17 protein-coding genes are annotated in these 23,628 nt (G+C 70.7%); 9 read left to right on the forward strand and 8 right to left on the reverse strand.

Annotated elements, in window-relative coordinates:
* Positions 1–9: 9 nt before the first annotated feature.
* From AQI94_RS01475 to AQI94_RS01485, 3 genes are read right to left on the reverse strand one after another with little or no spacing between them, the layout of a single operon-like run.
* Positions 10–1,947 carry an ABC transporter permease/substrate-binding protein gene (locus AQI94_RS01475; RefSeq protein WP_031037830.1) on the reverse strand — a complete coding sequence of 646 codons (1,938 nt, stop codon included), beginning with the start codon at positions 1,945–1,947 and terminating at the stop codon, positions 10–12.
* On the reverse strand, positions 1,937–3,463 hold the full coding sequence (locus AQI94_RS01480; RefSeq protein WP_031037826.1) for a sugar ABC transporter ATP-binding protein: 1,527 nt from the start codon (positions 3,461–3,463) through the stop codon (positions 1,937–1,939). The genes AQI94_RS01475 and AQI94_RS01480 overlap by 11 nt, the downstream gene beginning before the upstream one ends.
* On the reverse strand, positions 3,460–4,479 hold the full coding sequence (locus tag AQI94_RS01485) for a LacI family DNA-binding transcriptional regulator (RefSeq protein WP_031037823.1): 1,020 nt from the start codon (positions 4,477–4,479) through the stop codon (positions 3,460–3,462). Before AQI94_RS01485 ends, AQI94_RS01480 begins: the two co-directional genes overlap by 4 nt.
* Before the next feature lie 280 nt (positions 4,480–4,759).
* Between AQI94_RS01485 and recD2 the strand changes: the two genes are divergently transcribed.
* Both recD2 and AQI94_RS01495 read left to right on the forward strand, forming a co-directional pair.
* Complete coding sequence (gene recD2 / locus AQI94_RS01490) at positions 4,760–7,003, forward strand: SF1B family DNA helicase RecD2 (RefSeq protein ID WP_031037822.1); 2,244 nt, start codon at positions 4,760–4,762, stop codon at positions 7,001–7,003.
* 231 nt (positions 7,004–7,234) lie between these two features.
* On the forward strand, positions 7,235–8,524 hold the full coding sequence (locus tag AQI94_RS01495) for a citrate synthase (protein WP_031037819.1): 1,290 nt from the start codon (positions 7,235–7,237) through the stop codon (positions 8,522–8,524).
* A gap of 653 nt (positions 8,525–9,177) precedes the next feature.
* On the opposite strand, the gene AQI94_RS01500 is transcribed toward AQI94_RS01495, so the two are convergent.
* Positions 9,178–11,400: a heavy metal translocating P-type ATPase gene (locus AQI94_RS01500; protein WP_031037816.1), complete on the reverse strand. Its 2,223-nt coding sequence runs from the start codon at positions 11,398–11,400 to the stop codon at positions 9,178–9,180.
* 79 nt (positions 11,401–11,479) lie between these two features.
* The gene (locus AQI94_RS01505) at positions 11,480–11,719 is read right to left on the reverse strand and encodes a heavy-metal-associated domain-containing protein (protein ID WP_031037814.1); all 240 of its coding nucleotides are present in this window, start codon (positions 11,717–11,719) and stop codon (positions 11,480–11,482) included.
* Positions 11,720–11,867: 148 nt separating this feature from the next.
* Here AQI94_RS01505 and AQI94_RS01510 point away from each other — a divergent pair, with 148 nt between their 5' ends.
* Positions 11,868–12,911, forward strand: coding sequence for a zinc-dependent alcohol dehydrogenase family protein (locus tag AQI94_RS01510; protein WP_031037811.1), 1,044 nt, complete (start codon positions 11,868–11,870; stop codon positions 12,909–12,911).
* A 666-nt stretch (positions 12,912–13,577) separates the two neighbouring features.
* Here the strand turns inward: AQI94_RS01510 and AQI94_RS01515 are convergent.
* The 3 genes from AQI94_RS01515 to AQI94_RS01525 all read right to left on the reverse strand — a co-directional run bounded on the left by AQI94_RS01515 (position 13,578) and on the right by AQI94_RS01525 (position 15,665).
* Positions 13,578–14,144: a GNAT family N-acetyltransferase gene (locus tag AQI94_RS01515; protein ID WP_031037808.1), complete on the reverse strand. Its 567-nt coding sequence runs from the start codon at positions 14,142–14,144 to the stop codon at positions 13,578–13,580.
* Positions 14,145–14,257: 113 nt separating this feature from the next.
* On the reverse strand, positions 14,258–14,458 hold the full coding sequence (locus AQI94_RS01520; RefSeq protein WP_031037805.1) for a helix-turn-helix transcriptional regulator: 201 nt from the start codon (positions 14,456–14,458) through the stop codon (positions 14,258–14,260).
* A gap of 289 nt (positions 14,459–14,747) precedes the next feature.
* Positions 14,748–15,665 carry a sugar phosphate isomerase/epimerase family protein gene (locus AQI94_RS01525; protein WP_031037800.1) on the reverse strand — a complete coding sequence of 306 codons (918 nt, stop codon included), beginning with the start codon at positions 15,663–15,665 and terminating at the stop codon, positions 14,748–14,750.
* 131 nt (positions 15,666–15,796) lie between these two features.
* Here AQI94_RS01525 and iolC point away from each other — a divergent pair, with 131 nt between their 5' ends.
* The 6 genes from iolC to AQI94_RS01555 all read left to right on the forward strand — a co-directional run bounded on the left by iolC (position 15,797) and on the right by AQI94_RS01555 (position 23,443).
* Positions 15,797–16,747: a 5-dehydro-2-deoxygluconokinase gene (iolC, locus tag AQI94_RS01530; RefSeq protein WP_031037797.1), complete on the forward strand. Its 951-nt coding sequence runs from the start codon at positions 15,797–15,799 to the stop codon at positions 16,745–16,747.
* Positions 16,744–17,634, forward strand: a complete 891-nt coding sequence (locus AQI94_RS01535; protein ID WP_031037793.1) for a Cgl0159 family (beta/alpha)8-fold protein — start codon at positions 16,744–16,746, stop codon at positions 17,632–17,634. Before iolC ends, AQI94_RS01535 begins: the two co-directional genes overlap by 4 nt.
* Positions 17,635–17,644: 10 nt before the next feature.
* Complete coding sequence (gene iolB / locus AQI94_RS01540; protein ID WP_031037789.1) at positions 17,645–18,460, forward strand: 5-deoxy-glucuronate isomerase; 816 nt, start codon at positions 17,645–17,647, stop codon at positions 18,458–18,460.
* A complete protein-coding gene (gene iolD, locus AQI94_RS01545) occupies positions 18,457–20,334 on the forward strand; it encodes a 3D-(3,5/4)-trihydroxycyclohexane-1,2-dione acylhydrolase (decyclizing) (RefSeq protein WP_031037786.1) in 1,878 nt (625 codons plus the stop codon). The genes iolB and iolD overlap by 4 nt, the downstream gene beginning before the upstream one ends.
* A 16-nt stretch (positions 20,335–20,350) precedes the next feature.
* Entirely contained in the window at positions 20,351–21,853 is a 1,503-nt protein-coding gene (gene mmsA, locus AQI94_RS01550; RefSeq protein ID WP_031037783.1) for a CoA-acylating methylmalonate-semialdehyde dehydrogenase, read from the forward strand.
* Positions 21,854–22,051: 198 nt separating this feature from the next.
* Positions 22,052–23,443, forward strand: a complete 1,392-nt coding sequence (locus AQI94_RS01555) for an APC family permease (protein ID WP_031037780.1) — start codon at positions 22,052–22,054, stop codon at positions 23,441–23,443.
* Positions 23,444–23,628 lie beyond the last annotated feature (185 nt).

The following is a 23,628-nucleotide window of genomic DNA, read 5'->3' on the forward strand; positions in this document are numbered from 1 at the left end:
ACGCCGTCGTCAGCCCGTGAAACCGGCCACGTTCTCCTTCGTGACCACCTTCACCGGCACCTTGATGGTCTCCTCGACCTTCTTGCCCTGAAGGGCCTTGAGCGCGTTGTCCACCGCGATTTTGCCGAGTTGGGAGGGCTGTTGTGCCACGGATGCGAAGAGCGTGCCGTTCTTCACCGCGTTCAGGCCGTCCGGGGTGCCGTCGAAGCCGACCACCGAGACCGACTTTCCGGCCTTGGAACCCAGCGCCTTGATCGCGCCGAGCGCCATCTCGTCGTTGGCGGCGATGACGCCCTGGACGTCCGGGTGGGCCTGGAGCAGGTTCGACATCACGTCGAGGCCCTTGGTGCGGTCGAAGTCGGCGGGCTGCTGCGCGACGACCTGGATGCCCGGGTACGCCTTGAGACCCTGCGCGAAACCCTGCGCGCGCTCACGCGCCGCCGACGTGCCCGCCTGCCCCTGCAGGATCACGATCTTGCCCTTGCCGCCCAGCTTCTCGGCGATCGTCCGGGCGGACAGCTCACCGCCGGCGACGTTGTCGGAGGCCACCAGGGCGTCCGTCTTCGCGTTGTTGACACCGCGGTCCACCGCGATGACCGGGATCTTCGCCTTGTCGGCGGCCTTGACCGAGTTGCTCGCCGCGTCCGAGTCCACCGGGTTGACGATGATCGCGCCGAGGCTCGAACTGGTGAAGTTCTGCAGCTGGTTGGCCTGCTGGGAGGCGTCGTTCTGGGCGTCCGTGACGGTCAGGTCCACGCCCCGCTTCTTCGCCTCGGCCTGGGCACCCGCCCGGATCTGCACGAAGAAGGGGTTGTTGAGGGTCGACAGCGACAGACCCACCTTCGGGTTCGACGACGAGGACGAGTCGTTGTGCAGGAAGGAGGTCGCGCCCACGATCGCCACGGTGACCACGGCCGCGAGACCGTACGTCGCCGCCTGGCGCCGCTTGCCGCCCTGCGGGGCCCCGGCCACCGGGGTCGCCCCGGCCTTGCGGCGCAGGGTGTCCAGCAGGACCGCCAGCGCGATGACGACACCGATGACGACCTGCTGCCAGAACGCGGACACGTTCAGCAGGTTGAGGCCGTTGCGCAGTACCGCGAGGATCAGCGCGCCGATCAGCGTCCCGGACGCCTTGCCGGTGCCGCCCGCGAGCGAGGCGCCGCCGATGACGACCGCGGCGATCGCGTCCAGCTCGTAGCCGTCGGCGGCCTGCGGCTGCGCCGAGGAGAGCCGGGCGGCGAGCACGACACCCGCGACGGCCGCGAACACACCGGAGAAGGCGTAGATGGCGAGCTTCTGCTTCTTCACCCGCAGCCCGGAGAGGCGGGCCGCCTCCTCGTTGCCGCCGATCGCGTACATGGAGCGGCCGATGTAGGTCCGTCCCAGCACGAACGCCGCGAGGAGCCCCATGACGACCATGACGAGGACGGGCACCGGCAGCCAGCCGCCGAGCGTGTCACCGAGGTGCGAGACGGAGTCGGGGAAGGCGATCGGGGAGCCCTCGGAGATCACCAGCGACAGACCGCGCGCCACCGAGAGCATCGCCAGCGTGGCGATGAACGGCGGGAGTTTGCCGTACGCGATCAGGAAGCCGTTGACGAGACCGGCCGCGATGCCGGTGGCGACGGCGAGGACGACCGCTATGAAGACCGGCACCCCGTGCGAGGTCGCGCTCCAGGCCAGGACGGTGGCCGACAGGGCCGCCACCGAGCCCACCGACAGGTCGATGCCCGCGGAGACGATCACGAAGGTCACACCGAAGGCGAGGATGGCGGTCACGGCCGCCTGGACGCCGACGTTGAGCAGGTTGTCGGTGGTCAAAAAGTCGCCGGACAGCGCCGACATGGCGATGACGAGGACGATCAGCGCGGTCAGCGCGCCGTTGTCGAGCAGGAGACGGCGCAGGCCACCCGCGCTCGCCCCGCCCTTGAGCGTGTCAGTGGCCACGAGGGGCCTCCTTGTCGGTCTTGACGGTGTTCGTGCTGACGGCGAGTGCCATCACGGAGTCCTGCGTGGCCTCGTCGGCGGTCAGTTCGCCGGCGATCCGGCCCTGGGCCATCACCAGCACCCGGTCGCTCATGCCGAGCACCTCGGGCAGATCGCTGGAGATCATGAGGACGGCGGCACCGGCCGCGGTGAGTTCGTTGATGAGCTGGTAGATCTCGACCTTGGCGCCGACGTCGATCCCGCGCGTGGGCTCGTCGAGGATCAGCACCTTGGTGTCGGCGAGCAGCCACTTGCCGATGACGACCTTCTGCTGGTTGCCGCCGGACAGGGTCCGCACGTGCTGGTGCAGGCCCGCCATCCGGACCCCGAGCTGTTCGGCGATCCGCGCGGCGGCCTCCCGCTGGCCCTTGAGGTCGACGAGCCCCGCCCGCGCGCGGGCCCGCATGGTCACCAGCCCCAGGTTCTCCTCGACCGACTGGTCGAGCACCAGCCCCTGGCCCTTGCGGTCCTCGGGGATCAGCCCGATCCCGGCCGCCATCGCGGCGCCCACGTCATGGCCCCGCAGGGCCGCCCCGGCGACGTGCACGGCCCCCTTGTCGTACGGGTCCGCGCCGAACACGGCCCGCACCACCTCGGTACGGCCCGCGCCGACCAGCCCGGCGATGCCGACCACCTCGCCGGCGTGCACCTCGAAGCCGATGTCGTGGAAGACGCCGTCCCGGGTCAGGCCCTCGACCTTCAACAGGGCCGCTCCGGTGTCGCCGCGCTCGCGCGGGTACTGCTGCTCGATCGACCGCCCCACCATGAGGCGTACGAGCTCGTCCTCGGGCGTGGAGGCGGGCACCTGGCCGACGGACTTGCCGTCCCGGATGACCGTGACCCGGTCACCGAGGGCGGCGATCTCCTCCAGGTGGTGGGTGATGAAGACGATCCCGACCCCGTCCGCGCGCAGCCTGCGCACGATCGCGAAGAGCTTGTCGACCTCCTCGGAGGTGAGCACGGCGGTCGGCTCGTCCATGATCAGCACGCGCGCGTCCAGGCTGAGCGCCTTGGCGATCTCGACCATCTGGAGCCGGGCGATACCGAGTTCACGCACCCGCGCGCGGGGCGAGACGCTGACCCCGACGCGCTGCAGCAGCACCTCGGCGTCGGCCTCCATCCGCTTGCGGTCGATCATCCCGAGCCGGCGCGGCTGCCGGCCCAGGAAGATGTTCTCGGCGACCGTCAGATCCGGTACCAGGTTGAACTCCTGGTAGATGGTGGCGATGCCCAGCCGCTCGGCGTCCTGCGCCCCGCGGATGTGCACCTCCTCGCCGTCCACCAGGACGCGGCCCTGGTCGGGGTGGTAGGCGCCCGACAGCATCTTGATCAGCGTGCTCTTGCCGGCGCCGTTCTCGCCGAGCAGTACGTGCACCTCGCCCCGGCGCAGGTCGAAGTCGACGCCGTCGAGCGCGACCACTCCGGGGAAGGACTTCCGTATGCCCTCGATGCGCAGCAACTCGTCCTCGTTGCTCACGACGTGCTCCTTTGCACAGGGTTGGGGTTCTCGCCGCACGAGCGGCGGACGACCAGACGGGCGGGGAGGGTGACCGACGCGGGCCGCCGTCCCTCGATGCGGTCGACGAGCGCGCGCACCGCGGCCCGTCCCAGGTCGCCCGTGGGCTGGGCGATCGCGGTGATCGGCGGATCGGTGTGCACGAACCACGGGATGTCGTCGAACGCGGCCAGGGCGAGGTCCTCCGGTACCCGCAGCCCACGCGCGCGTACGGCGTCCAGGGCGCCGAGCGCCATCAGGTTGTCGGCCGCGAAGACGACCTCGGGCGGCTCGGGCAGGTCGAGGAAGCCCTCGGTGACCCGCCGCCCGCTCTCGGCCTGGAAGTCGCCCTGCCCTATGTAGGCGTCGGGCAGCTCCAGTCCGTACGCCTCAAGGGCGTCCCGGAAGGCCGCCACGCGCTCCTGGCCGGTCGTGGTGGCGGCGGGCCCGGCGATGATGGCGAGCCTGCGGTGTCCGAGGCCGTGCAGATGCGCGACGAGATCGCGCACCGCGGCCTGTCCGTCGGCCCTGACGACCGGCACGGCCACGCCCGGGATCCACCGGTCCACGAACACCATCGGCGTGCCCGCGCGCACGGCGTCCAGCATCAGCGGGGAGCCGCCGTCGGTGGGGGAGACCAGGAGCCCGTCGATCCGGCGGTCCAGCAGGTTCCGTACGTGGTGGTCCTGGAGGTCGGGGCGTTCGTCGGCGTTCCCGATGATCACGCTGTAGCCCAGCGCGCGGGCCTCCTCCTCGACGGAGCGGGCCAGCTCGGTGAAGTAGGGGTTCAGCACGTCGCTGATGACCAGGCCGAGGGTGTGGGTCTGGTCGGTGCGCAGGGAGCGGGCGACGGCGTTCGGGCGGTAGCCCAGGGCCTCGACGGCGGCCAGCACGCGGGTGCGTGCGTCCGCGCTGACCGACGGATGGTCGTTGAGGACGCGCGACACCGTGGCGACGGAAACCCCCGCCTCGGCAGCGACGTCCTTGATGCTCGCCATCGCCGCTCCACCTCCTTGTGGAATCGATTACACGACTTCGTGTACCGAGGATTGGAATCGATTACACGGCCAGAGGCAAGACCTCGATACCGGATCGTGATGTCGGACCCCGGGGGTACGGACGGATCATGACCGATCAGGCGGGGGCCTCCACGGGCGAACGACGGCCGGCCGTGCTCGAAGGCGTGCTGGAGCGGATCACCTGGTCTTGACAAGTCGGTGATCGGGCTGGAGGTCGGGAGCCGTCCCCGCTGTCAGAGCCGGCCGGTACCGTCGGATCATGTCCAGGCAAGAGGCAGGCGCGGACCACCGATTGGCGACGTTGGAAGGCGTGCTCGAGCGCATCACCTACGCCAACGAGGACAACGGCTACACGGTCGCCCGCGTCGACACCGGCAGAGGCGGCGGTGACCTCCTCACCGTCGTCGGCGCGCTGCTCGGCGCCCAGGTGGGGGAGTCCCTGCGGATGGAGGGGCGCTGGGGCTCTCACCCGCAGTACGGCAAGCAGTTCACCGTCGAGAACTACACGACCGTCCTGCCGGCCACCGTCCAGGGCATCCGCCGCTATCTCGGCTCCGGGCTCGTCAAGGGCATCGGGCCGGTCTTCGCCGACCGCATCACCCAGCACTTCGGCATGGACACCCTGAAGATCATCGAGGAGGAGCCGAAGCGGCTCGTCGAGGTCCCCGGGCTCGGCCCCAAGCGGACCAGGAAGATCGCCGACGCCTGGGAGGAGCAGAAGGCGATCAAGGAGGTCATGCTTTTCCTCCAGACCGTCGAGGTGTCCACCTCCATCGCCGTGCGCATCTACAAGAAGTACGGCGACGCCTCGATCTCCGTCGTGAAGAACCAGCCCTACCGCCTCGCCTCCGACGTCTGGGGCATCGGCTTCCTCACCGCCGACAAGATCGCCCAGTCCGTCGGCATCCCGCACGACAGCCCGGAGCGGGTCAAAGCCGGTCTCCAGTACGCCCTTTCGCAGTCCACCGACCAGGGCCACTGCTACCTCCCCGAGGAACAGCTGATCGCCGACGCGGTCAAGCTCCTCCAGGTCGACACCGGCCTGGTCATCGAGTGCCTCGCCGAACTCGCCCTGCCCGACGAGGACTCGGGAGAGCCCGGCGTCGTGCGCGAGAAGGTGCCCGGCCCCGACGGCCATGAGGTCACCGCCGTCTACCTGGTCCCCTTCCACCGCGCCGAACTCTCCCTCTCCGCCCAGCTGTTGCGGCTCCTGCGCACCGACCAGGACCGGATGCCGGGCTTCCGGGACGTGGCCTGGGACAAGGCGCTCGGCTGGCTGAGGTCCCGTACGGGCACCGAGCTCGCGCCCGAGCAGGAGGCCGCCGTCAAGCTCGCGCTGACCGAGAAGGTCGCCGTCCTCACCGGCGGTCCCGGCTGCGGCAAGTCCTTCACCGTCCGCTCGATCGTGGAGCTGGCCCGCGCCAAGAAGGCCAAGATCGTCCTCGCCGCCCCGACCGGACGGGCCGCAAAGCGCCTCGCCGAGCTCACCGGCGCCGAGGCCTCCACCGTCCACCGGCTCCTGGAGCTGAAGCCCGGCGGCGACGCGGCCTACGACAAGGACCGCCCGCTCGACGCCGACCTCGTGGTGGTCGACGAGGCCTCCATGCTGGACCTGCTGCTCGCCAACAAGCTGGCGAAGGCGGTGCCGCCGGGCGCGCACCTCCTGTTCGTCGGGGACGTCGACCAACTGCCCAGCGTCGGCGCGGGGGAGGTCCTCAGGGACCTGCTCGCCGAGGGCGGCCCGGTCCCCGCGGTGCGCCTCACGCGCGTGTTCCGGCAGGCCCAGCAGTCCGGCGTGGTCACCAACGCGCACCGGATCAACGCCGGGCAGCACCCCGTCACCGACGGCATGAAGGACTTCTTCCTCTTCGTCGAGGACGACACCGAGGAGGTCGGCCGTCTCACCGTGGACGTGGCGGCCCGTCGGATTCCGGCCAAATTCGGCCTCGACCCGCGCCGGGACGTCCAGGTGCTCGCCCCCATGCACCGAGGCCCCGCGGGCGCCGGCACGCTCAACGGCCTGCTCCAGCAGGCCATCACCCCGGGCCGACCCGACCTCGCCGAGAAGCGGTTCGGCGGCCGGGTCTTCCGGGTCGGCGACAAGGTCACCCAGATTCGCAACAATTACGAGAAGGGCGCCAACGGTGTCTTCAACGGCACCGTGGGCGTGGTCACCTCGCTCGACCCGGTCGACCAGCGCCTGACCGTGCTGACCGACGAGGACGAGGAGGTGCCCTACGAGTTCGACGAGCTGGACGAACTGGCCCACGCGTACGCGGTGACCATCCACCGTTCCCAGGGCAGCGAGTATCCGGCCGTGGTGATCCCGGTCACCACCAGCGCCTGGATGATGCTGCAGCGGAACCTGCTGTACACGGCGGTCACCCGGGCGAAGAAGCTGGTCGTCCTGGTCGGTTCGCGCAAGGCGATCGGTCAGGCGGTGCGCACGGTCTCGGCGGGACGGCGTTGCACCGCGCTGGACTTCCGGCTCGCGGGCCGGTGACGGGCGTCAATCGTGAGACAACACAAAAAATGATCGATCAAATGAGTCACGTGGATCACAGAGCCCTTCCGGAAGCGGGTGGAGAGGGGCAGGATGAGCAAGTTGGCGGCACTCAGTGCCGCTGATACGCCCAACGGCCGACCCCGAGTGCACTCTCCTGCGCCAAATGGGGGATGGTAGAGACAGTCAGGGCAACCTCGAAGAAGAGGCACAACGTCGGTGAGGGATGACGTGAGCGACAACTCTGTAGTAGTGCGGTACGGCGATGGCGAGTACACCTACCCGGTGATCGACAGCACCGTCGGCGACAAGGGCTTCGACATCGGGAAGCTCCGCGCCCAGACCGGTCTGGTCACCCTGGACAGCGGCTACGGCAACACCGCCGCCTATAAATCCGCCATCACCTATCTCGACGGTGAGGCCGGCATCCTCCGGTACCGCGGCTACCCGATCGAGCAGCTGGCCGAGCGCTCCACGTTCCTGGAGGTCGCCTACCTCCTGATCAACGGTGAGCTTCCGACCGTCGACGAGCTCTCGGTGTTCAAGAACGACATCACGCAGCACACCCTGCTGCACGAGGACGTCAAGAACTTCTACCGGGGCTTCCCGCGCGACGCCCACCCGATGGCCATGCTGTCGTCGGTGGTCTCCGCGCTGTCCACGTTCTACCAGGACAGCCACAACCCCTTCGACGAGAAGCAGCGCAACCTCTCGACGATCCGCCTGCTCGCCAAGCTTCCGACGATCGCCGCGTACGCGTACAAGAAGTCGATCGGTCACCCGTTCGTCTACCCGCGCAACGACCTCGGTTACGTCGAGAACTTCCTCCGCATGACCTTCTCGGTCCCGGCGCAGGAGTACGAGCCCGACCCGGTCGTGGTCTCCGCCCTCGACAAGCTGCTCATCCTGCACGCCGACCACGAGCAGAACTGTTCGACCTCGACGGTCCGCCTCGTCGGCTCGTCCCAGGCGAACATGTTCGCGTCGATCTCCGCGGGCATCAACGCGCTGTGGGGCCCGCTGCACGGCGGCGCCAACCAGTCGGTGCTGGAGATGCTGGAGGGCATCCAGACCTCCGGCGGTGACGTCGACTCCTTCATCCGCAAGGTGAAGAACAAGGAGGACGGCGTCCGGCTGATGGGCTTCGGCCACCGGGTCTACAAGAACTTCGACCCGCGCGCGAAGATCATCAAGGCTGCCGCGCACGACGTCCTGTCGGCCCTCGGCAAGTCCGACGAGCTGCTGGACATCGCGCTCAAGCTGGAGGAGCACGCGCTCTCCGACGACTACTTCGTCTCGCGCAGCCTCTACCCGAACGTCGACTTCTACACGGGCCTGATCTACCGCGCCATGGGCTTCCCGACCGAGATGTTCACGGTCCTGTTCGCCCTCGGCCGCCTCCCGGGCTGGATCGCCCAGTGGCACGAGATGATCAAGGAGCCCGGCTCCCGCATCGGCCGCCCGCGCCAGATCTACACGGGCGTGGTGGAGCGCGACTTCGTGCCGGTCGAGCAGCGCTGATGAACGCCGGTGCCGGGGCTGGCCTGCTTTTGGCTTTTTAGGGGCGCGGGCAACTGCGCGACCAGCCCCCACCGGCGGGAAGCCGGTAGACGACCGGAACTTCCACGAACCCCCCGGCTCGATCCGCGAAGCGAAAAGCGGAAGGCGCCCTGGCGACGGTCCCCCCACGGGCCGGCGTCCAGGGCGCCTTCCCATGTCCCGGTGCGGATTCCCCCCACGGGATCCGGCCGGGCGTCTGAGAGACCAGCGCCTGAATCGCTGTCTTTCCGGTACTGCTGTTTGAGCAGAACGAGCAGAACTGCTCGTACTACTCCTGTGTGCGGTCTGCCGGGACAGCGCACGGTCGGGAGGGCCGCTCAAAGCTTCCCTAAGTGCGTGCCCCGGCAACGCAGCTCCGAGGAAGTCCCCCAAGACATCCTCAGACGTCAGTCGGCGCCCCCCAAGACGCTGCCTGACATCGCCAACTTAGACCTTCGAACCCCTTCGATGGTTACCTTCACATCACTGTGATCTGCGTCTCTTGCAAATGTCCGTTAGATACGCAAGAGCCCGGATGCAGCGAACGGGACCAAGCGTAAGGACGATGCGCGAGTCTTGTGAAGAGCTTATGTGAGCGTGGCTCCGGACTCCAGAGGGGGTCCGTCAAAGGATCCTCAACGGAAGGTCCGCAGCCGCAGGCTGTTGGTCACCACGAACACCGAGGAGAACGCCATCGCGGCCCCCGCGATCATCGGGTTCAGCAGGCCGGCCGCGGCCAGCGGCAGCGCCGCCACGTTGTAGCCGAAGGCCCACACGAGATTGCCCTTGATCGTCGCCAGGGTGCGCCGGGAGAGCCGGATCGCGTCCGCGGCCACCCGCAGGTCCCCGCGCACCAGCGTCAGGTCCCCCGCCTCGATCGCCGCGTCGGTCCCGGTCCCCATGGCCAGCCCCAGGTCGGCGGCGGCCAGCGCGGCGGCGTCGTTGACGCCGTCGCCGACCATCGCGACGACTCGCCCCCGACCCTGAAGCCGCCGTACGGCGTCGACCTTGTCCTCGGGCAGCACCTCGGCGATCACCTCGTCGATCCCGACCGCCCGGGCCACCGCCTCGGCCACCGTCCGGTTGTCCCCGGTCAGCAGGACCGGAGTGAGCCCCAGCGCCCGCAGCGACCGCACCGCCTCGGCGCTGGTCCCCTTCACCGCGTCGGCGACGGCCAGCACGCCGCGTGCCACACCGTCCCACCCGACGACGACAGCCGTACGGCGGTCCCGCTCGGCCTCTTCCTTCGCCCGGGCCAGTTCGGCGGGCAGCACGTCGAACAGCCGCCCCACGGCCACCTCGCGGCCCTCCACGCGACCGCGTACGCCCCTGCCGGGCACGTTCTCGAACCGCTCCGCGGCCGGCAGCGGTCCGACCCGCTCCTCGGCGCCCACGGCGACCGCCCGGGCCACGGGATGCTCGGAGGCGTGCTCCAGGGCGCCCGCGAGCCGCAGCACCTGCTTCTCGTCGGCGTCCCGGACGACGTGGACCTCCTGGAGCGTCATCCGGCCGGTGGTGACCGTGCCGGTCTTGTCCAGGACGACGGTGTCGACGCGCCGCGTGGACTCCAGGACCTCGGGACCCTTGATGAGGATGCCGAGCTGGGCGCCGCGCCCGGTGCCGACCATGAGCGCGGTCGGCGTGGCCAGGCCCAGCGCGCACGGACAGGCGATGATCAGCACGGCGACGGCCGCGGTGAACGCGGCGGCGGTGTCCCCGGTGGCACCCAGCCAGCCCCCGAAGGTGGCCACGGCGATGCCGATCACCACCGGCACGAAGACCGCGGCGACCCGGTCGGCCAGCCGCTGCACCTGCGCCTTGCCGTTCTGCGCGTCCTCCACCAGCTTCGCCATCCGCGCGAGCCGCGTGTCGGCCCCGATCCGGGTCGCCGCGACGACGATCCGTCCGCCGGCGTTGACGGTCGCACCGGTGACGGCGTCCCCGACGCCGACGTCCACCGGCACCGACTCGCCGGTGAGCATCGAGGCGTCCACGGCCGAGGCGCCCTCGACCACGGTGCCGTCGGTCGCGATCTTCTCGCCGGGCCGTACGACGAACCGGTCCCCGACGGCCAGCCGCTCCGCCGGGATCCGCACCTCGCGCCCGTCCCGCAGCACGCTGACGTCCTTGGCCCCGAGCTCCATCAGCGCCCTGAGGGCGGCCCCCGCGTGGCGTTTGGCGCGGGCCTCCAGATAGCGGCCGAGCAGGATGAAGGCGGTGACCCCCGCGGCCACTTCGAGGTAGATCGTCGAGGCACCGTCCATGCCGCCGATGGTGAGCTCGAAGCGCTCCCGCATGCCCGGCATCCCCGCGTCGCCGAAGAACAGGGCCCACAGCGACCAGCCGAACGCGGCCAGGGTCCCGACCGAGACGAGGGTGTCCATGGTGGCCGCGCCGTGCCGGGTGTTCGTCCAGGCGGCCCGGTGGAAGGGCCAGGCGCCCCAGACGACGACGGGTGAGGCGAGGGTCAGCGCGAGCCACTGCCAGTTGTCGAACTGGAGGGCGGGGACCATCGACAGCGCGACGACGGGGACGGCCAGCGCGACGGAGACGAGGAGCCGCTGCCGCAGGGCGGTGAGCTCGGGGTCCGTGTCGTCGGGTGCCTCGGACCGGTCCGCCGCGGGCGCCGGTTCCTCGGCCGTGTAGCCCGTCTTCACGACGGTCGCGATCAGGTCGGCGACGTCGACCTCCGCGGGGTAGGCGACCTTGGCCTTCTCGGTCGCGTAGTTGACCGTGGCGGTGACGCCGTCCATCCGGTTGAGCTTCTTCTCGACCCGGGCGGCGCAGGAGGCGCAGGTCATCCCGCCGATGACGAGCTCGACCTCGGACACGGGGGCTATCGGGGCCGTGGTGGACATGTTCCCTACTTCACTGTGCGAACGGCTTCGGCGGGCCCGTCGGTCGCCCGACGGCCCGCCGACGCTCTTCTCGGGACGCTCAGGCCTTGCCGACGAGCTCGAAACCGGCCTCGTCCACGGCGGCCCGTACGGCTTCCTCGTCCAGCGGCTCCGCCGACACGACCGTCACCTCGCCGGTGGAGGCGACCGCCTTCACGGAGCTGACCCCCGCGATCTCGGAGATCTCGCCGGAAACGGAACCCTCACAGTGCCCGCAGCTCATTCCGCTCACCTTGTAGACGGCGGTGACGGAACCCGGGGTATCGGTCTGGGCGGTCATGTCGTTCTCCTCGTGGAGCGTGTGGGGTTACTGCATCACAGCCTATACCCCTAGGGGGTATTTCTCCAAGAGTCGTGGGCCGGGTCGACGTGGCGGATCGGTGACCAGTCACGATGGACCGGCAGACGGAAACGGCGAGGGAGACTGGATGCGAGCGGTTGTCTTCGAACGGTACGGCGAACCCGCGCAGGTACGTGATGTGCCCGACCCCCGCCCGGCGGACCACGGCGCGGTCGTCCGGGTGGAGGCCACGGGCCTGTGCAGAAGCGACTGGCACGGCTGGCAGGGCCACGACCCGGACATCACCCTCCCGCACGTGCCCGGCCATGAGCTCGCGGGCGTGGTGGAGTCGGTCGGCCCCCGCGTGCGCGACTGGCGCCCCGGCGACCGGGTCACCGTCCCCTTCGTCTGCGCCTGCGGCACCTGCGCGTCCTGCGCGGCGGGCGACCACCAGATCTGCGAGCGCCAGACTCAGCCCGGCTTCACGCACTGGGGCTCGTTCGCCCAGTACGTGGCGCTGGACCACGCCGACGTGAACCTCGTGGCCGTGCCGCAGGGCATGTCCTTCGCCACGGCCGCGTCCCTGGGCTGCCGTTTCGCCACGGCGTTTCGGGCGGTCGTACAGCAGGGGCGGGCCGGCGCGGGGGAGTGGGTCGCGGTGCACGGGTGCGGCGGCGTGGGCCTGTCCGCGGTGATGATCGCGGCGGCCTCAGGGGCCCGCGTGGTGGCCGTGGACGTGTCTCCCCGGGCCCTGGCCCTGGCACGGGAGTTCGGCGCGGCGGAGTGCGTGGACGCGACCGGTACGCCCGACACCGCGGCGGCGATCCGTGACCTGACCGGCGGCGGGGCCCACGTCTCCCTGGACGCCCTGGGTTCCCCGGCCACCTGCGCGGCCTCGGTCGGCTCCCTGCGCCGCCGCGGCCGGCACGTCCAGGTCGGCCTGCTGCCCTCACCGGACGGGACGACCCCGGTCCCCATGGCCCGCGCGATCGCCCTGGAGCTGGAACTCCTCGGCAGCCACGGCATGGCCGCCCACACCTACCCGCCGATGCTCGAACTGGTCGAGGCGGGCACCCTGCGACCGGACCTGCTGGTCACCTCCACCATCACCCTGGCCGCAGCCCCGGACGCCCTCGCGGCGATGGGCACGGCCCCCGGGTCGGGCGTGACGGTGATCGAGCCGTGGGGGTGAATGGGGCCCGTTCGCGGTCGAGGGGCTTGTCCAGGTCCCCCGTCCGGGCGGAGTTGGTGGGGGCGGGGCGGGTGTGCCGGTCACGCCCTTGATCGCGCCGGACGCGGCCCTGACTGCCCTCGCGGGCGGTGATGGTGATCGGGCCGTGGGGGTGAGCGGGGCCCATTCGCCGTCGAGGGGGCCTGCCAGGTCTCAGTCCGGTCGGTGCTGGTGGGTCGGGTGCGCTGGTCACGTCCGAGATCGCCCTGGGCGCGTCCCTGACCGCATCGTGGCGTGGTTACGGCGCCCGGGTCGGGGGGACGGTGATCGGGCCGTGGGGTGAGTGGGGCCCGTTCGCGGTCGACGGGCTTGTCCAGGTCCCAGTCCGGGCGGAGCTGGTGGGGGCGGGTGCGCTGGTCACGTCCGCGATCGCCCCGGGCGCGTCCCTGACCGCCGTCGTGGCGTGGGCACGCCGCCCGGACGGGCGTGACGGTCATCGAGTCGTGGAGGTGAGCGGGGCCTGTTCGCGGTCGAAGGGGCCTGTCAGGCGCCAGTCCGGTCGGAGTTGGCGCGGGCGGGTGTGCCGGTCACGCCCTTGATCGCGCCTCCCGCGGCCCCGTGAGTACGGCCGCGGGTGTGGCGGTCACGAGCCGTGGAGGTGGCGGTCACGAGCCGTGGAGGGGACGGTCATCGAGCCGTGAGGGTCAGGGCCGCCCACTCGCGGTCGAGGAGGCCCATCTGGACCCAGTCCACCCACGCGCCGTCCCGCAGGTCCGCCTCCCGTCGCACTCCCTCGACCTTGAACCCGGCCTTCTCGTAGACCCGCAGCGCGCGGGCGTTGTGGCCGTAGACCTTCAGCTCGATGCGGTGCAGACCGAGTCGCTCGAAGCCGTGGCCGACGACGAGACGGGTGGCTTCGCTGCCTAGCCCGCGGTCACGGCCCCGGGGGCCGATGAGCGTGCGGAACGTGCAGCTGCGCGCCCGGGCGTCCCACTCGTGGAGGACGACCTCGCCGACCAGCTCGCCGGTGGCGCGGTCGGTGACGGCGAGGTCGAGACGGTCGGGCTGCGCGGACCGGGAGCCGTACCAGGACCGCAGCCGCTCCGGGGTGAGTTCGGCGGCGGGCGGGCCGGTGAAGCGGATGACCTCGGGGTCCGTGATGATCTCCGCCATGACCTCGGCGTCCGCCTCCGTGAACGGCCGTAGCACGGCCTTGTCGCCGGTCAGCACGGGCTTGACGGAGAAGTCGCTCATGGGCCGACTGTGTCAGACGCCGAGTCCTCCCGGCCCGTGATTTTCGGCGGGCCGGGAGGACTCGGCGGGCAGGGGGCAGGGGGCGCCGAGGACGCCGGATGCCCGTGCCGGCCTCAGTCCTCTCTGCGCCCCCGGTTCCCCGGCCTGGACGCGACCCAGGCGCGCACGGTGTCCGCGTACCAGAAGGGCTTGCCGCTCTCGACATGGTCGGGCGGCGGCAGCAGCCCGTGCTTGCGGTACGACCGCACGGTGTCCGGCTGCACACGGATGTGCGCCGCGATCTCCTTGTACGACCAGAGCCTTCGGTCGGTCATGTGGGTGCACCTCCTCGCGCGCACCGCGGCGGCGGCCGGGAACGGCCGTCGGGGGTACCGGGCGCTGCGCTGGCGATCACAAAGCCTGCGCCTCGTGAACGACCTCCGGTGACCGTCGGTCAGGGGCTGTGCGCCGGGTGTGACGGGGAGCCCGCGTACCCGGGACATGTGTGACACGGAAGGGGGTTTTGTGACAGAGGTGACGCAAAGGTGCGCGCGGGCGTGCGGGCGCGGCGCATTGACGCCGGGGCGTCCCGTGCGCCGCGTGACCGCCCCCGCGGGCGTACGGCTACGCGCCGCAGGACCGAAGGAACGCCCGGGTCCGCTGAGCGATCGGCAGCGGCTTGTCCGGCTCGCACGGGTACATGTCCTGCTCGACGATCGCGAACAGATCCACGTCCAGCTTCTGCGCCGCCTCCAGCACGGGACCGAGCGCCGGCACACCCGACGGCGGCTCGCACATCACGCCCTGCGCCACCGCGGGACCGAACGGCGTCCCCTTGGCCCGGACGTCCGCGAGGATCTCCGGGTCCACCTGCTTGAGGTGCAGGTACCCGATCCGCGAGCCGTAGGTCTCGATCAGCTTGACGCTGTCCCCGCCGCAGTACGCGTAGTGCCCTGTGTCCAGGCACAGCGACACCAGGTCGGAGTCCGTGGCGTCCAGGAAGCGGACCACGTTCTCCTCGCTGTCGATGTGGGTGTCGGCGTGCGGATGGACGACGATCTGCAGGCCGTACTCGTCACGCACCCGCTGCCCCAGCCGCTCGGTCAGCGAGCCCAGGTTGCCCCACTGCTCGGCCGTCAGCGACGAAGGCTCCAGCACCTCACCCGTCTTGTCGTCCCGCCAGAAGGAAGGGATCACGACAAGATGCCGGGCACCCATCGCCTGCGCGAGCACCGCGTTGTCCGCGACATGCGCCCAGGTCTTCTCCCACACGGCCTCGCCGTGGTGCAGGCCGGTGAAGACGGTGCCTGCGGACACCTTCAGGCCACGTCGGGAGACCTCCTCGGTGAGGACTGCGGGGTCGGTCGGCAGGTACCCGTACGGCCCCAGCTCGATCCACTCGTAGCCGGAGTCCGCGACCTCGTCGAGGAAGCGCTGCCAGGGGACCTGCTGGGGGTCGTCGGGGAACCACACGCCCCAGGAGTCCGGAGCCGAGCCGATCCGGATGCGGGACAGTGAGGGCTGAGGTGCGGGCGCTGTCATGCCGGTCAGCTTCGGTTCGCACAGCAAGCGCTGTCAAGGTCTCGTCCGAATGTCTGGACAAAACATTGACAGGGCTCGGCGTCCGGGGCTACAAACGCCGGGAGAGCCGACGCAGGTACGAAGGGAAGCCGATGGCGTACGACCTGATCACCATGGGGCGGATCGGTGTGGACCTGTATCCACTCCAGACCGGTGTCCCGCTGCCGCAGGTGACGTCCTTCGGCAAGTTCCTCGGGGGCTCGGCGACGAACGTCGCGGTCGCCGCCGCCCGCCTGGGACGGCGCACCGCGGTGATCACCCGCACCGGAGACGACCCCTTCGGCACCTATCTGCACGAAGCCCTCCAGGGCTTCGGCGTGGACGACCGCTGGGTCACCCCGGTCCCGGGCCTGCCGACCCCCGTCACCTTCTGCGAGGTCTTCCCGCCGGACGACTTCCCGCTGTACTTCTACCGGCAGCCCAAGGCCCCCGACCTGGAGATCGACGCCCACGAGCTGGACCTCGACGCGATCCGCGAGGCGAACGTCTTCTGGGTCACCGGCACCGGCCTGAGCGAGGAGCCCAGCCGTACGGCGACGCTGGCGGCCCTCGCCCACCGCGACAAGGCGGGTACCACCGTCTTCGACCTGGACTGGCGCCCGATGTTCTGGAAGGACCCGGCGCAGGCCCGCCCCTTCTACGAAGAGGCGCTGCGCCACACCACCGTGGCCGTCGGCAACCTCGACGAGGTCGAGGTCGCGACCGGGGTGCGCGAGCCGCACGCCGCCGCCCGCGCCCTCCTGGACGCCGGTGTCGAACTGGCGGTCGTCAAGCAGGGCCCCAAGGGTGTCCTCGCCGTCAACAGCAGGGGGGAGTCCGCGGAGGTCCCGCCCCTGCCCGTCACCGTCCTGAACGGCCTCGGAGCCGGTGACGCCTTCGGCGGCTCGCTCTGCCACGGCCTCCTCGCGGGCTGGGACCTGGAGAAGATCATGCGGCACGCCAACGCGGCCGGCGCCATCGTCGCCTCCCGCCTCGAATGCAGCTCGGCGATGCCGACGGTCACCGAGATCGAGGACGCGGTCGCGGCGGGAGCGGTCAAGTGAGCGTCGACATCACCGAACTCGTGCGGCTGCGTGCCGAACGCCCCGAGGCGATCGCCGAGGCCGCCGCCCGCCGCACCCGGCGCCCGCTGCTGAACGACAGCGGCCGCCTGATGATCGTCGCCGCCGACCACCCCGCCCGGGGCGCGCTCGGCGTCGGCGGCAACCGGATGGCCATGGCCAACCGCGCCGACCTGCTCGAACGCCTCTGCCTGGCACTGTCCCGCCCCGGCGTCGACGGCGTCCTCGCCACCGCCGACATACTCGACGACCTGCTGCTGCTCGGCGCCCTCGACGGCAAGGTCGTCATGGGCTCCATGAACCGCGGCGGCCTCCAGGGCGCGAGCTTCGAGCTCGACGACCGCTTCACCGGCCACCGCCCCGAGGACATCGAGCGGTTCGGGTTCGACGCCGGCAAGCTGCTGCTGCGCATCGACTACGACGACCCGGGCTCCCTGACCACCCTGGAGTCCACGGCCCGCGCCATCGACGACATGGCGGCGCGCCGGCTCCCCGTCTTCGTCGAACCGTTCATCAGCGGTCGCACCACCGAGGGCAAGGTCAGGAACGACCTGTCCGCCGAGGCCGTCACCAGGTCGATCGCCATCGCCTCGGGCCTGGGCGGCAGTTCGGCCTACACCTGGCTCAAGGTCCCGGTCTGCGACAACCCCGACGACATGAGCGAGGTCATGGCCGCCTCCACGCTGCCCGCCGTACTGCTGGGCGGCGAGGTCGGCGGCTCCATGGAGGAACAAGCCGGCGCGTACGAGAAGTGGCGCGGCGCCCTCCAACTGCCCACCGTGCGCGGCCTGGTGGTCGGCCGCTCGCTGCTGTACCCGGCGGACGGCGACGTGGCCGCCGCCGTGGACACCGCCGTCGGACTGCTGTGAGGGCCGCCGCATGACACAGACCGAGCTGTACGTCCCCAAGGGCGGCTCCGCCAACGCCCAGTACGCGGTGGACATCGACCCCAAGCGGGCCGGCTGGACCCACAGCAGTCTGCGGATCGTCGAACTGGCACCGGGGGGCACGCACACCTTCACCTCCGGTGACAGCGAGTGGATCGTGCTCCCGCTGGAAGGCGGCTGTACCGTCCACGTCGGAGACGAAGAGTTCCAACTCCTGGGCCGGGAAAGCGTGTTCGCCGGAGTCTCGGACTTCGCGTACGTGCCCCGGGACGCCCAGGCATCGATCGCCTCCGGCGCGGGAGGCCGCTTCGCCCTGGCAGGAGCGAAGTGCGAGCGACGACTCCCCGCCCGCTACGGCCCCGCGCCGGAGGTCCCCGTCGAAGAACGCGGCAGCGGCACGCAGTTGCGGCATGTGCGCAACTTCGCCTCCGCCGACGCCTTCGACTGCGACAAGCTCATCGCCGTCGAGGTGGTCACCCCCGGCGGCAACTGGTCCTCGTACCCGCCGCACAAGCACGACGAGCACCGGCCCGGCGTGGAAGCCGAGTTGGAGGAGATCTACTACTTCGAGATCGACGGCCCGAACGGTTTCGGCTATCAGCGCGTATCTCCCTCCCGTGAGGGCGGTTCCGACGTCCTCGCCGAGGTCCGCTCCGGCGACGCCGTCCTCGTCCCCGACGGATGGCACGGCCCGTCCATCGCCCAGCCCGGCCACGACATGTACTACCTCAACGTCATGGCGGGACCGGGTGAGACGCGGGAGTGGCGGATCTGCTTCCACCCGGACCACACGGAGGGGTACCGATGACCACCCGCCTGACCGTCGCGCAAGCGCTGGTCCGCTTCCTGGCCGCCCAGTACACCGAACGCGACGGTGTACGGCAGCGGTTGATCTCCGCGACCTGGGGCATCTTCGGCCACGGCAATGTCGCGGGCCTCGGCCAGGCGCTCGTCGAGTACGGCGACGAGATGCCCTTCCACCAGGGCCGCAACGAGCAGTCCATGGTGCACGCGGCCGTGGGCTACGCGCGTCAGTCGGGCCGCCTGTCCACGCACGCGGTGACGACGTCGATCGGCCCGGGCGCCACCAACCTGGTCACCGGCGCCGCCCTCGCCACGATCAACCACCTCCCGGTCCTGCTCCTCCCCGGTGACACCTTCGCCACCCGGGTGGCCGACCCGGTCCTCCAGCAGCTCGAAGTGCCGTACGCGGGCGACATCAGCGTCAACGACTGTCTGCGGCCCGTGTCGAAGTACTTCGACCGTGTCACCCGGCCGGAGGCCCTGATACCGGCCGCCCTGCAGGCCGTGCGCGTCCTCACCGACCCCGTCGAGACCGGCGCGGTGACCCTCGCGCTGCCCCAGGACGTGCAGGCCGAGGCGTACGACTGGCCGGAGGAGTTCTTCGCCGAGCGCACCTGGACCGTACGGCGGCCGGGCGCCGACCCGACCGAACTCGCCGAGGCGGTCCACGCGATCCGCGGCGCCCGGCGTCCCCTGCTGGTCGCCGGCGGCGGGGTGCACCACAGCCGCGCCGAGGAGGCCCTCGCCGAGTTCGCGGCCGCCACCGGCATCCCGGTCGCCTCCACCCAGGCCGGCAAGGGCTCCCTGCGCCACGACCACCCCCAGGACGTCGGCGGCGTCGGCCACACCGGCACCGCGACCGCCAACGAACTGGCCCGCCAGGCCGACCTGGTGATCGGCGTCGGCACCCGGTACACCGACTTCACCACGGCCTCCGGCACCCTCTTCGCGGGCGACGGCGTCCGCTTCCTCAACCTCAACATCGCGCCCTACGACGGCCACAAGCTCGCCGGTATGCCGCTGGTCGCGGACGCCCGCAGCGGACTGACGGAACTCACCGAGGCGCTCCAACTGCACGCCCACCGCGTCCCGGACGTCTACGTCGACGAGTACACGCTCGACAAGGAGCGCTGGGAGCAGCGCGTCGACGCCTGCTACGAGGCCGACGAGCCCGACATCAGGCCGACCCAGCCGCAGGTCCTCGGCGCCCTGGACGCGCTCGTCGACGAGTCCGACGTGATCATCAACGCGGCCGGCTCCCTCCCCGGCGACCTGCACAAGCTGTGGCGCGCCCGGTCGAGGGACCAGTACCACCTGGAGTACGGCTACTCCTGCATGGGCTACGAGATCCCGGCCGCGATCGGTGTGAAGATGGCCGCTCCCGACCGCAACGTCTGGGCGCTGGTCGGCGACGGCACCTACCTGATGATGCCGACGGAGATCGTCACGGCCGTACAGGAGGGCATCGCGATCAAGCTCCTCCTGATCCAGAACCACGGCTACGCCTCCATCGGCGGCCTGTCCGAGACGGTCGGCGGCGAGCGCTTCGGCACGGCCTACCGCTACCAGTCCGACGACGGCACCTACACGGGCGCCCCGCTGCCCGTGGACCTCGCCGCCAACGCGGCCAGCCTGGGCATGCGGGTGCTGCGTGCGAAGACCGTACGAGACCTGCGTGCCGCGCTCGAAACGGCGCGGGCCGCCGACACTCCCACATGTGTCTACGTCGAGACCGAAACGGCCGACACAGTGTCGGGCCCGCCTCCGGCGCAGGCCTGGTGGGATGTACCTGTGGCCGAGACCGCGACGCGCGCGTCCGCGGTGAAGGCCCGTGAGCTGTACGAACGGCACGTCTCAACCCGACGCCGCCATCTGTGAAAAGGAGTACTCGGTCATGACGAAGATCGTCAACCACTGGATCGGCGGCAAGACCGTCGAAGGCGCGTCGGGGAACTACGGGCCGGTCACCGACCCGGCGACCGGCGCGGTCACCACGAAGGTCGCCTTCGCGTCGGTCGACGAGGTCGACGCCGCCGTGGCCGCCGCGAAGGACGCGTTCCAGACCTGGGGCACCTCCTCGCTCGCCAAGCGGACCACGATCCTGTTCCGCTTCCGTGCGCTGCTGGAGGCGAACCGCGACGCGATCGCCGAGCTGATCACCGCCGAGCACGGCAAGGTGCACTCCGACGCGCTCGGCGAGGTCGCGCGCGGCCTGGAGATCGTGGACCTGGCGTGCGGGATCACCGTGCAGCTCAAGGGCGAACTGTCGACCGAGGTCGCCAGCCGCGTGGACGTCGCCTCGATCCGCCAGCCGCTCGGTGTGGTCGCGGGCATCACGCCGTTCAACTTCCCGGCCATGGTGCCGATGTGGATGTTCCCGATCGCCATCGCGACCGGCAACACCTTCGTCCTCAAGCCGTCCGAGAAGGACCCCTCGGCCTCCATCAAGATCGCCGAGCTGCTCGCCGAGGCCGGTCTGCCCGACGGCGTCTTCAACGTCGTGCACGGCGACAAGGTGGCCGTCGACCGCCTCCTGGAGCACCCGGACGTCAAGGCGGTCTCCTTCGTCGGCTCGACCCCGATCGCCCGCTACATCCACACCACCGCCTCCGCGAACGGCAAGCGCGTGCAGGCCCTGGGCGGCGCCAAGAACCACATGCTGGTCCTGCCGGACGCCGACCTGGACGCCGCCGCCGACGCGGCCGTCTCCGCCGCCTACGGCTCGGCCGGCGAGCGCTGCATGGCGATCTCCGCGGTCGTCGCGGTCGGCGCCGTCGGTGACACGCTGGTGGAGAAGATCCGCGAGCGCGCCGAGAAGATCAAGATCGGCCCCGGCAACGACCCGGCCTCCGAGATGGGCCCGCTCATCACGAAGGTGCACCGCGACAAGGTGGCCTCCTACGTCGAGGGGGCGGCCGCCGAGGGCTGCGAGGTCGTCCTGGACGGCACCGGCCACACCGTGGAGGGCTTCGAGGACGGCCACTGGATCGGCATCTCGCTCCTCGACAAGGTCCCCACCACCGCCAAGGCCTACCAGGACGAGATCTTCGGCCCGGTCCTGACCGTGCTGCGCGTCGACACCTACGAGGAGGGCCTGGCGCTGATCAACGCCTCGCCCTTCGGCAACGGCACCGCGATCTTCACCCGGGACGGCGGCGCCGCCCGCCGCTTCCAGCTGGAGGTCGAGGCCGGCATGGTCGGCGTGAACGTCCCGATCCCGGTCCCCGTGGGCTACCACTCCTTCGGCGGCTGGAAGGACAGCCTCTTCGGCGACCACCACATCTACGGCAACGACGGCACGCACTTCTACACCCGCGGCAAGGTCGTCACCACCCGCTGGCCCGACCCGGCCGACGCCCCCACCGGCGTGGACCTGGGCTTCCCGCGCAACCACTGAGCACCCCCGACGGGGCCGTCCGCCATGCGGACGGCCCCGTTTTTTTGCGCCCGCGCGCTGCGGTTCCCGTACTCCCGGAAACGCGGAAACCATTGCCTCGAACTGTCGAACTCGTCACCCCAACCGGTTTTCGCCTACGGATTTCGCAGCAAGTCATCTATTGACGGGCCGGTTTTCGTCGGGGTTCCATGCAGCACCATGACCGACACCCTCCGCCCTGCCGACAACGCCGTCCCAGAGGCGCTGGAGCACGGCCACGCCAAGCTCAACCGCTCCATCGGCGTGGTCGGCGGCACCCTCCTGACGCTGTCCTGCGTGACCCCGGCCTCCACGCTCTTCGTGGTCGTCCCCGACCTCTTCGGCTCGCTCGGCACCGCCACCGCCCTGACGATCGCCATCGGCTCCCTCCTCTGCATCGCCGTGGCGTTCTGCTACTCGGAGCTGGGCACCCTCATCCCCAGCGCGGGTGGCGAGTACGCGATCGTCTCGACGCTGGCGGGACGCCTCGCGGGCTGGCTCGTCTTCGTGCTCTCCCTCCTGGTCGTCATGATCGTCCCGCCGGTGATCGCGATGGGCACGGCGGACTACCTGGCCCCGGTCATCCACCTCGACCCCTCCCTCGCTGGCGCCGGAGTCATGCTCCTGGCCACCCTCGCCGGCCTCCTCGACCTGCGCGCCAACGCGTGGATCACCGGCGTCTTCCTGGTCCTGGAGGTGATCGCGGCGGCCGTCGTGGCACTGCTGGGCTTCACCCACGCCGAGCGCGGCCCGAGCAGCCTCCTGTCCATGGAGGTGGCGGGCGCGCACGGCGGCACGGACACGGTCACGGCCATGCTGGTGGTCTCCGGCCTGGCCATCGCCCTCTTCGTCACCCAGGGCTTCTCGACCGCCGTCTACCTCTCCGAGGAACTGGAGAACCCCCGCCGCACCGTGGCCCGCACGGTCCTGGCCACCCTCGCCATCTCCACGTTCGTCATCCTGATCCCGGTGGTGGCCATCACGATGGGCGCCTCCGACCTCTCCGAACTGACCGGCGGCGACATCAGCACCATGGTCACCGCCTGGTCCAACTCCGCGGTCGGCACCTTCGTCAGCCTCTGCGTCGCCCTCGCGATCATCAACGCCGGCATCGTCATGGTCATCCAGAACTCCCGCGTCCTGTTCGCCTCGGCGAGGGACAAGGCCTGGCCCGAGCCGGTCAACACGGTCTTCTCGAAACTGGGCCGCTTCGGCAGCCCCTGGGTCGCCACCCTCGCGGTGGGCGTCCCGGGAGCGGCCCTGTGCTTCGTGAACCTGGACACGCTGTACGGCGTCACGGGCGTCTCGGTGACCGGCATGTACCTCCTGGTCGCCGTGGCCGCCCTGCTGTCCCGCCGCAACCACCACCGGCACACCCCGGCCTGGCGCATGCCCCTGTGGCCCGCGACGCCGGTCCTCCTGATCGCGGTCCTGGCCTACATCCTGACCCAGCAGGAGACGGAGTACCTGCTGTGGACGGGCGGCATCACAGCAGCGGCGACCCTGTACTGGGTCCTCTACCTCCGCCCCCGCCGGGACACCAGGTGGTTGGTCTCGATCCCGGATGCGTGAACTGACCCAGGGGCGCGGGGAACTGCGCGACCAGCCACAACGAGCCGGCATCCGGCAGCCGAACGGACGAGACCGAGCTCGTAGCCGTACCGCACCCGCTGTACACCACGCACCCCCATCCACCCCAAGGATGGCCCGCAGTTCAGCCCCCGGAGGGCACGTCCCCGACAGCTTCACCCCGTACC

This window comes from Streptomyces pseudovenezuelae (assembly GCF_001513955.1).
GTDB lineage: Bacteria > Actinomycetota > Actinomycetes > Streptomycetales > Streptomycetaceae > Streptomyces > Streptomyces pseudovenezuelae.

Coding starts and splice junctions, on each gene's coding strand:
- AQI94_RS01555 (WP_031037780.1), top strand. CDS start 22,052: ATGACCGACACCCTCCGCCCTGCCGACAACGCCGTCCCAGAGGCGCTG.
- AQI94_RS01525 (WP_031037800.1), bottom strand. CDS start 15,665: ATGACAGCGCCCGCACCTCAGCCCTCACTGTCCCGCATCCGGATCGGC.
- iolD (WP_031037786.1), top strand. CDS start 18,457: ATGACCACCCGCCTGACCGTCGCGCAAGCGCTGGTCCGCTTCCTGGCC.
- AQI94_RS01520 (WP_031037805.1), bottom strand. CDS start 14,458: ATGACCGACCGAAGGCTCTGGTCGTACAAGGAGATCGCGGCGCACATC.
- AQI94_RS01505 (WP_031037814.1), bottom strand. CDS start 11,719: ATGACCGCCCAGACCGATACCCCGGGTTCCGTCACCGCCGTCTACAAG.
- AQI94_RS01485 (WP_031037823.1), bottom strand. CDS start 4,479: ATGGCGAGCATCAAGGACGTCGCTGCCGAGGCGGGGGTTTCCGTCGCC.
- AQI94_RS01510 (WP_031037811.1), top strand. CDS start 11,868: ATGCGAGCGGTTGTCTTCGAACGGTACGGCGAACCCGCGCAGGTACGT.
- AQI94_RS01500 (WP_031037816.1), bottom strand. CDS start 11,400: ATGTCCACCACGGCCCCGATAGCCCCCGTGTCCGAGGTCGAGCTCGTC.
- iolC (WP_031037797.1), top strand. CDS start 15,797: ATGGCGTACGACCTGATCACCATGGGGCGGATCGGTGTGGACCTGTAT.
- mmsA (WP_031037783.1), top strand. CDS start 20,351: ATGACGAAGATCGTCAACCACTGGATCGGCGGCAAGACCGTCGAAGGC.
- iolB (WP_031037789.1), top strand. CDS start 17,645: ATGACACAGACCGAGCTGTACGTCCCCAAGGGCGGCTCCGCCAACGCC.
- recD2 (WP_031037822.1), top strand. CDS start 4,760: ATGTCCAGGCAAGAGGCAGGCGCGGACCACCGATTGGCGACGTTGGAA.
- AQI94_RS01515 (WP_031037808.1), bottom strand. CDS start 14,144: ATGAGCGACTTCTCCGTCAAGCCCGTGCTGACCGGCGACAAGGCCGTG.